This is a genomic window from Lysinibacillus sp. BF-4 (assembly GCF_000743635.1).
Taxonomy (GTDB): domain Bacteria; phylum Bacillota; class Bacilli; order Bacillales_A; family Planococcaceae; genus Metalysinibacillus; species Metalysinibacillus saudimassiliensis.
Genome location: NZ_JPUW01000001.1, coordinates 355,635 through 370,269, shown reverse-complemented (window position 1 = coordinate 370,269; position 14,635 = coordinate 355,635). Strand labels below are relative to the sequence as shown.

Here is a 14,635-nt window from a genome sequence, read left to right as displayed (position 1 = left end):
AAAAGTTTTACTTTTTATTGTTAATGGTATTTTCACTTCTTAGTGTACGGTTTTGACCTTTAGTCGTTGCATTTACCGTTTTCTTCGTACCCCTAGTCACCTGTGTGGGTTGAGAGGGTTGATTCGCTGCCACATTGCTACTGCTTGAAGTCGGTGTAACCTGTTGTGACGTCAATTGTGAGCCACTCATAACATTGCGAGACCCTTGCGTTGGCATGATTGCACTGCCCACTGTACGAACACCACCTGATTGAGGCGCCGATGGAGAGTCCACTACGCTACCACCACTTCCATGACTTTGTACGACACCTTGTACCTGTTGCGCTGCTTGATTTGTTACCGTGCGATTTACACTCGGCGTTGTTGCCATTTGTTGCGGCATCGCTTGCGAACTGCTCATAACATTACGAGGCGCTGTCGTTGGCATGGTTACACTGCCTACTGTACGAACGCCACCTGATTGAGGCGCTGATGGTGAGCTTGCGCTTGCCACACTACCTGTACTTCCACTACTTTGTATACGCTGAGCTGCTTGACTTGTTACAGCACGACTTACACTTGGCACTCCAGTCACCTGTTGCAGCATAGCTTGTGAAACACTCATGACATTACGAGGCCCTTGCGTTGGCATCGTTGCACTACCTACACTCGCACTGCTCGTCATAGATGGCTGCGTTTGCCCTACTACTGAGCTCGACATACTGGACGTACTGGCTGTTGCTGCATGGTTAGCTGCACCTACTGCTGTTGAAACAGATGAATTTGCACTACCAATTGGCGTATTGACACGACTCACAAAATTACCTGCTGCCGCACCAACACGTGACGGCATTGATTTAACATTTCTGCCAACAGTACTTGCCACATTCACCATTCTGCCTGCTGTAGCACCTGCGATATTACGAGAAGAACGGATTGGTGAAGCCATAAATCGCGCACTACCCATCGCAAGTCTACCCATACCACCACCTACAATGCCTAAACCAGCTCTTGTGCTAGCGCCTGTATTGTAAGCTCTTGCCTGTAAATCCGCTGTGGATTGTCCTGCACGTGATCCACTTAATAAACCATAGCCCTGGTAAGGATTATCGTTTGGTTGAATTTTAGACGAGCCACTCGCCTTATTCATTTGTGTTGGCATACTCGGATTATGGGACTTCGTTTCATTCGCATTTTGCTTACTACCGCTCTCATAGCCCTGTGGCGTTTCTTGAATAGTAGAAGAATCGCTTGGCATCATCGCCTCTTCCGTAGCGCCACCTACACCACCTTTACTTTCAAGATCTTGTGGCATACCTTTCACACTGCCTAAGGCGTCTGTTGCGTTAGCACTTGAACCATTAAAACCACCTGCATTAGGCATAGGCTTTACATGTGAAGCGCTTGCTTTATTAGGAGCTGCACCTGCAAGCCCTTTACCAAAAGCTAAGCCACCTTTAGCCATTTTCCCTGCACCGACAGCTACTTTCTCTACACCTTTGAGCCCTGCACCTATCGTTTTAGCTCCTGCATAAGCCCCCATCATAGCTTGCCATCCACTGCGCAAACCTGCATCAATACCCAGTAAACGTTGAACAATATCAGGCGCATCAATCAATGCCCATGCACCAGCGATTAACATGAGGACCATAATAACACCACCAACGGTTGAACTTAAACCCGTTACCCAGTTCACGTAGAGCGTGAATAACTTAAGAATAAGTACCATAACAAATAACACTGCAAAAGAGGAAACAATCTCTGTTACTATTTTTTTAGTACGTTGTCCACCTGTTAAGTCTGTAGCAGCCACAAACATACCAAAAATGGCATGGAAGCCTAAATCAAAAATCACACGGGCCATCTTAATTACCGTAATTGCAAGGGCTACACCTATTACCAAAAAACTAAAAATTAACGTACCCCAATTGATATGATAACGATAGTATGATTCTTGCCCCAATGTGGTAGTCGGAATTTTATTGTCGGCTAATGCCTTTAAACGTACTTTATTGCCATCCCCTTGATAGACGGTTTGAGTCATTAAAAAATCATGCCCCAATTTATTACTACCTTCCAACTTCTTTTTATAACCTGTAGACCACCAAGCAAATTTATCACTTTGTAAGTCTAGCTTTTCTGTAATATTAAGACGTGTACCCGAAATTTTATTCGCATTAGCGTAATCCGTAGTGCCACGCTTTTCTCCTTTTCCTACAGTCTTGTCAATAGGTAAACCTAATTGATTAAACGCAAAACCTGAATCCACATAATATTTAATATCAGCAACATTTTGTTTAATCAGTGATTCACTCAACTTTAAATTGTCTTCTCCTTCTAGCTGTGAAACCCCCACCTTTAACACCTTATCCATATATGGCATTAGTGCTGGCACTAAAAAAATTAATGAAAAAGCCATTAAAACATTCATTAATACTTCTTCACGCTTATCGATTTTATTGGTCATAAATTGAAACCCTAAATAAATTAAAGCAATCAGAAATAAGCCAATCACAAAAGGTGTCAATTGCTTCATTAGCGTACCCACGCCTGATGACTCATAAAAGTTATTCCATTGTAAAATGCCATTTACACCATCTTCGATATAATTGACAATCCAAACCAATATCTTTAAAGTTCCCCATCCAATAGAGCGAATTACATCTTGATATAACCATCCATTATCTAAATGGAGTACAGAATCCATCTTTTGATGCATTTCAATGACTTCTGCTTCACTGACACCATCTGATAATTTTACTTTATCATCCTCAGCATAAACCGTTGGCACAAGATAAAAAAAGCTGCTGAGCAACAATAGACTTGTCATAAATATAAAAACAACATTTCGTTTATTCATATGCATCTGTCCAATAAAAAAAGAGCAACCGCATTGGCTGCTCTTTCTAGGACCTATACCTCCCTTCTCTACTATTGAGGCGTAAGTTCATACGTCAAACTATATTCCTTCATCAATTGAAGTTGTTTTGTAATCGTTGTGTTTACTTTAGTTTCATCTGCATCACCACGTTCAATGATAATAGGCGAGAAATTAGGCATGCCGCTCATTTGAATGACTCCACCATTCTCTACATAAACCAACCCGCTTGTTTTAACTTGCCAACTACTAACTGGGCCATTGCTCATAAAAGGATGCAAATAGTCTTTACGTAAACTTTCCTTTTCTTCTTCAGTTAATTGATGAATATTCACATAGTACGCTGCAATCCCTTGCTTTTTTAACCCTTTGTCAAACAGCTCTACGACTTGTTTCTCTTTTATTAACTTAGGCTCAGCATCTAGTGTAACTACCCAAAATGTATCATGGTTTTCAAACTTCTTTATCATTTCTTTATAACTAATTTCAGTGACACCTGGTTGAGTGGCCTTTGGTTCACCGCAAGCAGTTAATACAACCATCAATCCCAACATACTCATTACCAGTAACCATTTATTCATACCTACACCCCTCTCATTACATACATAATAACTTAAATGTATGCGTAAATCAACATAACAACATGTTATTTCAAACAAAATATTTTCATTACATACATCAGCTGATTAACTGGCTGGCTTTTCCCTCGATGTTTTAGCGCCTTTTTCTGCTAACACCCAATCGAGGCGCGCTTGCCATTCCTCTAATACCTGCTTATCAATAAACATAGCGAGGTTCAAACGGTTTGCTCCTTTATACATATCAAAATAAGCCTTTTCTGGACGTATTTTATAAACCAAATGACTTAATAAATGTAAAGTGGACCATTTCTCTAAATCATTATAGTTATACGTGTGATGTACAAATTTACCAAGCGTCACTTTAAGCTGTTTCAACTGTTTTGGCGTTAGTAACTTACCTAATCGTAAATATTGATCTACTGCACGTGGTTGATCCGCAAACACAATCTCTTGCATGTTTAAGATGTAGTACGTGGAAGAGGTAAGTGGTAACGAAACTACAGAACATGTCGTATCAAAATCTTCCGCCAAATACTCCCATCTGAATTTTTGTGCTGTACCACTAGATAGTGCATTATAGATTGGCTTCGGAATAATCTTCTTTCTTTTAAGGTCTTCGCGTTTATTAACACGAATAACAACCGATTCACCTAACTTCAATTGCATTAATTCATCATGCATAAGCAATGGACGTTCTTTTGTTGATTCACTATGCGTCTTATCAAAAGAAAATAGATGTCCTGATCGGCTAACATCTGTAATCGTTTTATTACCTAAAAGAGCAGAATATTGTTCTGCGGTTTGTTTATCATTCGTTAAAATGTAAATTTGATTCGAACAGTTACCAATAATCGTATCGCCTTCATCACCATACTTTGTTTTGATTTGTGCATAGGCTTGTATGATTAAATGAAAACGGAAGCCACGGCCTGCACCAACCGTTACCATACCAGCCATACCTTCAACCGTTGGCATATTGCCAAATTCGTCAAGTAAAAAGTGGACATGGCGCTTCATTTTACCGTCTTCCATAGAAGCTTTTTCAGCATTCACACGGTACAGCTGGCTCACAAAGATACTTGCAAGTACGTGGTTAGAAGAATCAAAGTCTGGCACTACCATAAAAACAGCTACAGGCTTGTCACCAAAGCCAACTCTCGTTAAATCCATACTGTTATAGCTAGTTAAGCGCGCATTGGGTTCTGACGTGAAAATTTGTAACTTGTCCATGGCAATCGAGAAAATACTTGAACGTGTATTACCCCCTGCAAAGTTACTAGTTGCATACATCATGCGTGCAGGATTAAGTTCGTCCCGGGCTTGGAAAAATTGATCCAAAGCATTTGTGCCTGTTTGTTCATCGTTATCACTGCCTAATGTAGATAAGAAGTTGGCTACCGAATATAGGTTGACCTTATGCTCTTCACCTCGGTCCACTGAATCCTCAACAAGCGCTAAAATAATTGCCTTTACTAGAGAAGAGGCCGAGTTGCCCCAGAACGCTTCTTTTGCGTTCGGGTCATAATACAAACTATGGCCAATCGAGTTGGCGTATTGCGCTGCCAAAGAATACTCACCTTTTTTCCAAGCATCAATGACCAGTTGTAAGGGATTAAAACCCATGCCCATATGTTGCTCCAAGAGGTTAAACACATATACTTCATAGCCACGCTTTTTTAATGTTTCATAAGATGCACCGGCCAATTCCCCTTTAGGGTCATTAATAACCATAGAAGGCTTTTCTTTAGCGCGACTTAACACATCAATCATAGGCACTACAAATGTTTCCCCTTTACCTGAGCGTGTAATACCAATAATCATGGTGTGTACTGGCGAGTCATCAATTAATAAGCGATACGGCTTTAATGGCTCTTGTAGCCCGCCAATAATCACGCCACCAGCACCTTCATATTCGTCATCCGCAGCAGGAATGGCACGGTACTGTTGCTTTAATTCCTCAGTGGTCGCAAATTCACGTGTACCATGCTGCCCTTTATCCAAATCAGAAAAGTTCATTTTAAGGTTATAGTAAAATTTCGCTAGTAGACCCAAAATGAAAATATAAAATAAACCATAGCCCATCAGATATATTGGCTTAAAATAAAAGAACTCCTGCCATGGAGGTGCGCTAAAAGTTGCAGTCTCTGGTGTAGTCATGAAAGCAGCCATATAGTCACCAACTTGTACAAATAGCGCAATCATATAATTGGCTACAAAAAAACCGAGTATCGCTATACCTAGCGTGAAAATTCCCATTGTTTTTTTGCTTGGTAGCCTTCGTTCGTACATTCACTCATCTCCTTCATTTGCCTACTGGCTTATAAGAGAGAGCAGCCATGGTTGATTCCAATACATCGGAAAATTTTTCATGCAGTTGGTACTCTTTATAATTTTTCAAGCGTTCAAGTTCCAATTCATAGAGTTCCCGATGCTGTAAGGTCATGGCGCCTAGCATCTTGTGATACATTTCATCATCAGCTAGTGGTGCTAAAAAAATAGGTTCGTTCTTTTCATAGATGGCACGCAAAAAATGGGCGCGGTCGACTAATACCTTAGCCACCTTACTTTGTAACATTCCCTTACTATAAGCTGTGCTTAGTAATACCTGGGCACCACCTTTTAGAACATCAGGATGATTTAACAACCCCTGCTGATTTAACCAACCTACGCAATGAAAATAATACAATGGCTTGAGCGTCTCCTCTTGGTAGTGATGAGGAAACATTTCCTTATACAAAGGCTGCACCTCTTCAAAATTTCGAATTGCTTCTTTAGACGCAGCATAATGGGGCGTTAAAAACTGTTCAGCTAAAAAAATCTCAATAGCTACTTGTATTTCACCTTGTCGTTTATAACCTAAAAAATCCACAACATACTGTCGCGGATCTTGAATTAACGTATTCATTTACTCACCTCTCACTTATTCAATTAAAAAAGTAGCAACCGCAGAATTGCAGTGACCTCTTTGTCATCCATTTGGCAACCATTCAGAAGAAATAATACAACTAGTATCATGACTAAGATGCCTATGTCTTTCGCTTTATCTTTGCCTTTATCCTTTGCTCTTTTCATCCATCTCCTCATACGTCACCTCTGCCTAACAAAGCTTCAGTTGGTAGCACTAGGCTATTGTGTAGGACTTCTTCAACTATGCCTTTAATTTCGATTAAAATAAGCTCGCTTTGTTCCTGCTGACGTAAAGTCGTTACAATTTGTTGACTAACCTCACGCGAAAAGGCGTGTACTCGTTTTAATTGCTCCGTTTGATGATAATAAAACAACGCTCTTGTACTCAAAAACGTCATATATTGCGCCTTATACTCATAAATCTTCGGCACTATCAATCGCTCTACGTCTTTAACGTAATTTGCATCACTTAATTTTTCACGCCACTCTTGCTGCTTCTTTCGTTGCTTTTCATACTTCATCACCACATAGTATCGGAAATGCTCAATAATAGCTGACAATCGCATAAATACTAGCAAATATGATTTCTCTTGATCGCTTAGAGTTTGTATCCATAAATCAAGCTGCCTCGCAATACTTAATGCATCTTTTTTCCCCTGGGTCGTAATAGCAATAGCTTTGTTATTTTTACCTAACACAAATAAATACTTCTCTTCTTTGATTCGCTCCTCCTCTAATGAATAAGAGGAAGGTGATAGCTGCGGCTTATTCAGTTGAAATAATTCGAGCTGCATAGCAAATCACCCACCTTTCTTTTATTAGCTATATATCGCTTCTATGGCTTGTTGGTGCTGGCGTAAAGCAAAACTCAAGCTTCGCTTAAATACCATACGGTCCTGCTGCAAAAATTCATTCGGATCATTTATCCCTTCAGGGTAAGAAAATACTTGCTGATTAGCACCAATTTTTTCTCTCACTAGTACTTGCATAATATTGTCACTCGCTCTTTTTCCTGCCAAATCATTATCCATCGCGACCACAATATGCTTATCTGCAAAGTATTCACGATTATCCTTCAAATAATTCAAGAGTTTACGTGTTCGATTTACTCCAGTAAGCGCCAAGTAATTAATTTCAGGGTGTACTTCTTTAAAACTCATCCCATCAAATAACGCTTCAGTAATAACAACTACTTTTGATTGCCCATTTAGGTCAACAAAAAAATCCTTCGTATCTTTCGAAGGATTTAACACTAACTGTATTTCTTTCGGCTGCATATTTGGGGCAATACTCGATCGCAACAATACACGTTCAATCATATTATGTTCATCATAAATAGGGATAATTAAATTACGCTTCAGCATCCAATCATTTTTCGTATAGTCTTTAGCTAACAGCGATTTAGCTTTTTCAAAAAATAATTGTGTTGCTAACTCTCCCTTCCTATTGGTTGATGAAAGATCAGCTACAAATGCCTCTGTTACATTACGAGACAGGCCACGGTATCCATTATCTAAGTCACTGACTATGTTGTATTGCATATGTTGTACAAACTGTGAAAGATAATGTAAGTCTTGCCGTTGTTCTTTCGTTAATCTTTCGTACTGTGGCTCTTGCGCTAATTGTACAACTTCATTTTTCCCTGCCTCTGCAAAAACAATATGCGTGGTAGCTCCGCACTCATTATCACGATTACAAGTGATTTTGCGTAAATTATTTTTATAAATAAACGCTTCGGGTTGCTCACATTCAGGACAAGCGCATAAAAAATAACGCCCCTTGTCCTGAGCGTTTAATTGACCTAACATTTCTTCTACGTTTTTAAATTGCACCTTACCTCCTCCATTCAAAATTCCAATAAAAAAGAACCACTTTAGCTAAAGTGATTCTAGGTTGTAGACTAACTATTTAAATAGTATTTCTTTTGACCCAATGTATAGAGTATGGCAAAACGGAAATCATGAACCTCTAACTCGTAAGGCGTTTTAGTATGAACATTAACCCACTTCTTACCGTCTGTAACAACATGCGGGAATAAGGCTTCAGCGTCAACATGCTTTGCCATAATCGTACCTTTTTCATGAATAATGCCTGCTGTAGTCGAGTGTAATCCATTATCAACATAGCAAAGCTCTAGAGATGAAAAGTACGTTGAGAAATGATTATTTTCATGGCTTCGCTCTTTACCTGAATCAGTCTCATATTCTTTTCCCTCTTCGTCATAATAAGAATGAGGTAAAAGCAAGAGAGGCCACCTTTTCTCAAAATGTTCCTTATTATATAAAATGGTAGTAAGCGTATCATATTGTAAATCTTTACGAATCGCTTTCATCACAAAATCAATGTACATGAGCTTTTCTTCGACCTCTGTCTCTTGTTTCAACCATGTATCAACCAAATTAATCGTGTGTTGGTACGAATACGAATTACTATCTTTACAACTTGTATGTGCTACTTCATTTTCTTTTGTAACATTATTCTTCAACCAACTCAATATCCTCAACTTAGAAGCCCTCCTTAATACTCAAATTCGACTTAAGTAAATCGAGTATATTGTACCGTATTCTAGGTTGAGTAAAAGGTTCATAATACAACAATGTTTCCAACTCATGACAAGCTAACCGATACTGCTTTTGGTCAAACGCCTTTTTTATTGGGATTAATTGCAGTAAATACGCAGTATGAAATCTTCCAGGGTCATATTCCACGGGTTTTATTCTGATAGCTGTCAGCATTTCATAAAAAGTAATTAATCCTTTGCGCGCTGCTTCCTCTAACTCTTGATTATATTCGTATGGCTCAAACATATTTACACCTGCGCTATACGTACTTAAACGTTTGAGCCAATTACGTCGAATCGTTGCTTCTTTTTCCATTACTTATCTTCCCCTCATGATTTTCTTTAACACTGCAATACTTTACTCAACTCTTCCATGTCATAACCTTTAACTTCAAGTAGCTCCCAAGCCCTTTTTTCTATATTACTTTTAGTGGCTTCAAAGATGGGCAAAAATAGCTTCTCTTCAAAGTCACTGTCCGTCATAAATGTTTCTCCTTCAAATAAGATCAAATGAAACTTCAAATACAGTTGATCAATAAGACGCTCATGCATAGCAAGAGAATTTTCAAAGTCACCATAGAAAGGCAATTTATCAAATAAAAAATGTTGAATATCTTGATACATCGGATGCTTAGGATATAATGCTTCAATACGTTTAACACTTAATGATTTTAAATATGAAGGGATATACGCTAGCATTTTTTCAAAGTTATGTTTGTCCTCAATGAAGATATAAAAGGCTTCTTCTAGCTCCTTGTTACGATTCGGTAAGTTTTCCAAGATCGAAAAGACTACGCGATACAGACTATCCATTGCGTGCATCGTACTTTCTAATTTAGAAAAAAATAAATGGCCATGATGAGTCGATGCTACTTCATACAACGCATACAACTTATTGTCATCTAGCTTTATGGTAAAGGGTTTGTAAGTAGTGCTGTATAGCTGCGTATGTCTTTCTTTAAATATTTCAAAGGCTTGTTCCATAGCATGTCACCTCTAATCACGAAGTATATACCAACCTAGCACTACGATTTCTCCGTCTTCCAAGTCATGTTCATTCAACAAAAACCCTACGACTTCCGCAACTTTATCAATCGTACTTAAACCGCCCTCAACTTGCAGCTCTATCCACTGTTTCACAACCTCATTACTCTTTACATACTGAATCAGATACGTAGCAGCTCCCTCAACACCAACAAATGGCAGGTATGCTTCTATACTAATTGCTTCAGTAGGAACTTGTTGGAACGCTTCCGCTTGCATATGTGTAATTACATCTTGTAATACCTGCTTATTGACAGGCACTACTGGCAACGAATAAGGATAGTACTGACCGTTTACTTTAAATAAGAAATAATGGTCCTGATAATTTATTTCGTTCATTCATTTTCTCCTTTCGAAAATAAGAATTAGTTAGGAGTGCAACACGACACCCCTAACTGTATTAACCACTGAATCCAACTGTTTTCGTACCTAACCATGTCACGATAGATGCGCCTAACCATACAATCGCGAAACCAATTGCAACGTTTACGAACCAACCTGTGTACATTTCTTTTTTCTGTGGATCTTTAGCAAACATCCATAGTAAACCAATAACAACAAGAGCAATACCTGCTACAGCAATAGATAAGGGCTTAATGCCTTCTGCAATCTGATTAATCGTTTGAATAACCTCGTTCAATCTTTTCACCTCCTTTCAGGGTACAAAAAAAGACACCTTCCTACGAAAGTGTCTTTACTTATACTGATTGATGGTAAAATCTAATAGCTTTTCTTTATGTTGCTCATCTAACCAGTCAAAATAATTTTTATTATGTTGCTGCATCATATTTTTCACGGCATCCTCACGTTCCTTGAATCCTTTAGGTCGTGGCACGACAGGTTTTTTCTTTGTTGCTGACTTATGCTGCTCATGTCCATGCTGCTCACTCATATGCTCACCCCCTTTCAGTAAATCAATTTAATATCTTGTAATGGAGTAAGCTACACCTAACGCATCGCCCATCGCAAAGGACTCTGGGATTAATCTATGATACTTGTTGTATAGCTTGCTGTTTGAAAAATACAGAGACCTCCAAATGCTATCTTCACCTGTTAGTACTTCTCCAAATAACACTTTATTGTAGGCTCTATAAAAATTTTCAAATTCTGAATCAATAAACATTGACCAAATTTTCGTGATATGTCTATGATGCTGTTTTGCTCTATAGGTTTGTACGATAAGTATTGGTAAAGCTCTGTTCGATTCGCACTCAACCTTCAAATCTTTTTTAAATTCTTGTCGTATCGTTCGATATTTACGTTTTATTCGCCTGCTCAAAATATCTCTCCTTAACTAAAAAGAGCCAATCCATTTGGATTCGCTCTCTTACATTTCTCTATACTACTAATTTATCACCTTTTTCTAACCAAAAAGTTTAGAAATAGTTTCAAAAAAGTTTCAAAAAAGTTTTCAACTTAACTTTTTCGCAATTGCATAAATTACTGGTACACTTACAGAATTGCCTGCCTGCTTATAAAGTTGAGTGTCCGAATTGACTAAACTCGCTTTCTCAAAGTGCTTATCAAAAAATCCTTGCAATCGCCAACACTCCTTAGGTGTAAGACGCCTAATCTTATAATCGTTTGTAAGTGCAGCTTGGGTACATGCAATGTCTCTTGTTTGTAGTTCATCATTCTCTTGTTTCCTAGCTTCTTTGATTATTAATTTTTTCATAAAATCCTACCTTTCTCATTTTCTAATAAAATGCGTGGTGGATTACTACAGGTTAGTGTAGGAGATAGATTATTAATGTCATATACATGCCCACTTACACCTCGGCCACTTGGATTTGTGCTACCTAATTTTTTAATACGAGTCTCTGTGCGATTCGTGGAGACAGGAAATACTTTTCCTGTACGTTTGTTTCGAGAATGTCCAATAATGAATACTCGTTCTCGGTTCTGCGGCACTGGTCTTGTTGCTGTGGAGAAATCTTTTGTGTTGAGCAGAGACCATTCAGCATCATACCCTGCTTCATCCAGGCTAATGAGAATTCGGGCAAAATCCCATCCTCCATTGACTGAAAACAAATTTTTAACGTTTTCAATGAACAGGTATCGAGGTTTATCTTCTTCTTTTTGGTTTTTAATGAGCTCAATCGTTTTATAAAATAATCCAGATCTTGTTCCTTGTAATCCTCTGGTATTTCCTGATGCAATACTGATGTCTTGACATGGGAATCCATAACACCAGACGTCAGCTGCTGGGACTGTTCCTGGTTTAATGTTATTAATGTCATATTCTGTCCACTCTCCTTTAGTGTTATGAATTGCTTCATATGATGCCCTTGAGAATTTATCCCGTTCAACATAACCAATACATTTGTGTCTAGCTTCTTCCATTCCTAATCGAAAACCACCTATACCTGAAAAAAAATCTATAAATGTTAATGACACTAAATCCTCCCCTTCAGTTAATAATCAAATAAAAAAAGACCATGGACTAAGCAAGTTGCCTAGTTCATAGCCTTCGATTTTTTCGTATCGGCTAATTTCATTGTTTTTGTTTCCTTTGTAGAAACAGGTATGAAATCACTATACAATATTTTAATTTCTCCGTAACCAGATAATGGTGGTGAAAGAAACGTTTGATCACCTTGTGAGCTTACAATATATACACCTTCTTTTATCATTAATCCCACCCCCTCAATAAGAACATACGTTCTATTAATTACAATACAATATTTGATCCTATTAAGCAAGTTTGTTCTCATTTTTAAAAACAACTTTATGACATAACCAATGTTTACAGCTCCTTCCTAAGACATAAAAAGAGACCTGGCATTTAAGTCAAGTCTTTAACGAATATTTCTTTTTCTTCTCTTTTGTTTTTGTATATACTTAGTAATTCCTCAATTTCCTTAAATTCTTCTTTGTGATAATTATCTTGTAAGACTGCTACTTCTTTTTTTATAACCATGTGTAAATACTCGTTCATTTCATTAATTTTGTGAGTCATAATACCTCGCTTTTCTATAGAGATAATATCCTCTTTTTTAAATTCATCTAATTGTATGTCTTTTAAAAATTCCTCATAAATATCAAAAATAATAGGGAAGTCCATACTATTAATAGTGTCATTCATAATACATGAATTAACTGTTTTGAATGTATTAGCATTAAACCCTGATACCTCATCATTCATCAACAAACGATTAATTTCTTCCCACTTTTTATAAACCTCATAATCAAGTTGTAATATTTTATTGATTTTTTTATTTTTATATTGTTGCTCAACGTGTGCTTTATTTGAAAAATCTTTTAAAAACTCCACCAAAAACACTATAGAAACCATGATTACGAAAGAAATACCAACACCAATAACTATGTCTTTCATAAGATCAAAAATAATAGACTCTAGACTCATATTCAACACTCCTATTGTTTGCTCAATCCATACTGCCAATGTAATTATAAAAAATAAACAAATTCATTTGAATAGCCATCTATAATCCTCTCTTTCATGAGCCAAAGACAGCTCCCATAAGAGCTCCAATACTCATTACTACCATACACATCGCATTCATAGTAAGTAACACTAATCCTACACCTTGAACAATCCTACTTTTACTCATGAAAATACAGCTGAAACCGACCAAAATAGCAAACAGTAATATTAATAACCAGATCCCCATCCCTATTCCTCCTCTTTATTTTTGCAGCGCTTGCAACCTCCCTCGTAGCGAGGGAACGCCCTGAGCCTAATGCCTATTTATCCTCGCTCAGCCGAGTGTGACTCATTCGAAGTGGCGCAATAAATAGCGCACCTAGTAGCAATACCGTTAAAATATTCATATTTTTCTTCCTCTCTTTATCACTGTGTAATAGCCTCTAATGCAAACAAATCTAATTGCTTACATTGATTAGCTGCTTTAGGGTTAATCCATAACACTTCTTGCTTTAAGTTAGCCGCATCGGTTGTGGTCATTTTTGAGACCTTATGCCAATCTGAAAGGAAATCGTTATATAGTGCACTATCATAGCCACTTAGTAATACATAGCCTTCATGAGTTTTTAGCAACTGTAAAAGCTCAATATGCTTTGATTCGCTCATTTCATTTGCGTAATGTCTCTTTGTACGTGTACTTAAAAGGTAAGGTGGATCCGCATAAATTAGGCAATCCTTACGGTTATATCGTTCAATCAGCTGTAAAGCATCTTGATTTTCGATTTGAATGCGTTGTAAACGTTGTGTAGCTTGAGTAATCGTACTTCGCACTTCTAGCCAATCAGGTACTGCATTAATGGTTGTGGCATCTATGTTATGGCGCCATCCTGTAAGGTCACTTGTTTTACCACCGCGCCCCATCCAACAACGCACTAAAAATAACCTTGCTCTTTCTAATTCATCTAATTGACTATTTAATTTCTCGTACGCTTGGCAATATTCTTGTCTTGCATAAGGTGTTAATGCTACTGCCCTGGCAAGCTCTTGTGGTCTATCGCGAATAACCTTAAACAAATTGACAATATTACCATCCACATCGTTCACTGTTTCAATGGCTGCTGAAGTTTTATTAAAAAGAACGGCGCCACTTCCAAAGAACGGTTCTAAATATACACTGTGTTCAGGCATATGAGATACAATCCATTGTGCCAAGTTCCACTTACTACCGACATAATTTAATATTCTTTTCATAAATACCCCTCCTTAAGATTTATTATTTACTTTTACATGTTACAAAG

General features: G+C 37.8%; 17 protein-coding genes and 1 pseudogene. All 18 read right to left on the bottom strand.

What is annotated here, in order from left to right; all coding sequences use genetic code 11:
• Window positions 1–7 precede the first annotated feature (7 nt).
• Window positions 8–2,839, bottom strand: a complete 2,832-nt coding sequence (locus tag CH76_RS01945) for a pLS20_p028 family conjugation system transmembrane protein (protein ID WP_152553271.1) — start codon at window positions 2,837–2,839, stop codon at window positions 8–10.
• Window positions 2,840–2,910: 71 nt separating this feature from the next.
• Window positions 2,911–3,438: a hypothetical protein gene (locus CH76_RS01940; RefSeq protein ID WP_036142056.1), complete on the bottom strand. Its 528-nt coding sequence runs from the start codon at window positions 3,436–3,438 to the stop codon at window positions 2,911–2,913.
• Between the two features lie 105 nt (window positions 3,439–3,543).
• Complete coding sequence (locus CH76_RS13410; protein ID WP_051910136.1) at window positions 3,544–5,727, bottom strand: VirD4-like conjugal transfer protein, CD1115 family; 2,184 nt, start codon at window positions 5,725–5,727, stop codon at window positions 3,544–3,546.
• A gap of 13 nt (window positions 5,728–5,740) precedes the next feature.
• Window positions 5,741–6,343, bottom strand: a complete 603-nt coding sequence (locus CH76_RS01930; protein ID WP_036142053.1) for a hypothetical protein — start codon at window positions 6,341–6,343, stop codon at window positions 5,741–5,743.
• Between the two features lie 175 nt (window positions 6,344–6,518).
• Window positions 6,519–7,139, bottom strand: a complete 621-nt coding sequence (locus tag CH76_RS01925) for a hypothetical protein (protein WP_036142050.1) — start codon at window positions 7,137–7,139, stop codon at window positions 6,519–6,521.
• A 24-nt stretch (window positions 7,140–7,163) separates the two neighbouring features.
• Entirely contained in the window at window positions 7,164–8,177 is a 1,014-nt protein-coding gene (locus CH76_RS01920) for a toprim domain-containing protein (RefSeq protein ID WP_051910134.1), read from the bottom strand.
• 68 nt (window positions 8,178–8,245) lie between these two features.
• Complete coding sequence (locus CH76_RS01915) at window positions 8,246–8,848, bottom strand: DUF6710 family protein (RefSeq protein ID WP_036142047.1); 603 nt, start codon at window positions 8,846–8,848, stop codon at window positions 8,246–8,248.
• 1 nt (window position 8,849) lies between these two features.
• On the bottom strand, window positions 8,850–9,221 hold the full coding sequence (locus CH76_RS01910; RefSeq protein ID WP_051910132.1) for a hypothetical protein: 372 nt from the start codon (window positions 9,219–9,221) through the stop codon (window positions 8,850–8,852).
• Between the two features lie 26 nt (window positions 9,222–9,247).
• Window positions 9,248–9,889, bottom strand: a complete 642-nt coding sequence (locus CH76_RS01905; protein WP_036142044.1) for a hypothetical protein — start codon at window positions 9,887–9,889, stop codon at window positions 9,248–9,250.
• A gap of 12 nt (window positions 9,890–9,901) precedes the next feature.
• A complete protein-coding gene (locus tag CH76_RS01900) occupies window positions 9,902–10,288 on the bottom strand; it encodes a hypothetical protein (RefSeq protein WP_036142041.1) in 387 nt (128 codons plus the stop codon).
• A gap of 61 nt (window positions 10,289–10,349) precedes the next feature.
• On the bottom strand, window positions 10,350–10,589 hold the full coding sequence (locus CH76_RS01895; RefSeq protein WP_036142038.1) for a pilin: 240 nt from the start codon (window positions 10,587–10,589) through the stop codon (window positions 10,350–10,352).
• Window positions 10,590–10,643: 54 nt separating this feature from the next.
• Window positions 10,644–10,841, bottom strand: coding sequence for a hypothetical protein (locus CH76_RS01890; protein WP_036142035.1), 198 nt, complete (start codon window positions 10,839–10,841; stop codon window positions 10,644–10,646).
• 519 nt (window positions 10,842–11,360) lie between these two features.
• A pseudogene (locus tag CH76_RS01880) lies at window positions 11,361–11,573 on the bottom strand (DNA cytosine methyltransferase); the annotation flags it as partial.
• 47 nt (window positions 11,574–11,620) lie between these two features.
• Window positions 11,621–12,346, bottom strand: a complete 726-nt coding sequence (locus tag CH76_RS01875; RefSeq protein WP_036142030.1) for a DNA cytosine methyltransferase — start codon at window positions 12,344–12,346, stop codon at window positions 11,621–11,623.
• A 59-nt stretch (window positions 12,347–12,405) separates the two neighbouring features.
• On the bottom strand, window positions 12,406–12,582 hold the full coding sequence (locus tag CH76_RS13980) for a hypothetical protein (protein ID WP_200877318.1): 177 nt from the start codon (window positions 12,580–12,582) through the stop codon (window positions 12,406–12,408).
• Between the two features lie 152 nt (window positions 12,583–12,734).
• Window positions 12,735–13,316, bottom strand: coding sequence for a hypothetical protein (locus tag CH76_RS01870; RefSeq protein WP_036142027.1), 582 nt, complete (start codon window positions 13,314–13,316; stop codon window positions 12,735–12,737).
• A gap of 94 nt (window positions 13,317–13,410) precedes the next feature.
• On the bottom strand, window positions 13,411–13,584 hold the full coding sequence (locus tag CH76_RS13865; RefSeq protein WP_161769847.1) for a hypothetical protein: 174 nt from the start codon (window positions 13,582–13,584) through the stop codon (window positions 13,411–13,413).
• 179 nt (window positions 13,585–13,763) lie between these two features.
• A complete protein-coding gene (locus CH76_RS01865) occupies window positions 13,764–14,588 on the bottom strand; it encodes a DNA adenine methylase (protein ID WP_036142025.1) in 825 nt (274 codons plus the stop codon).
• Window positions 14,589–14,635 lie beyond the last annotated feature (47 nt).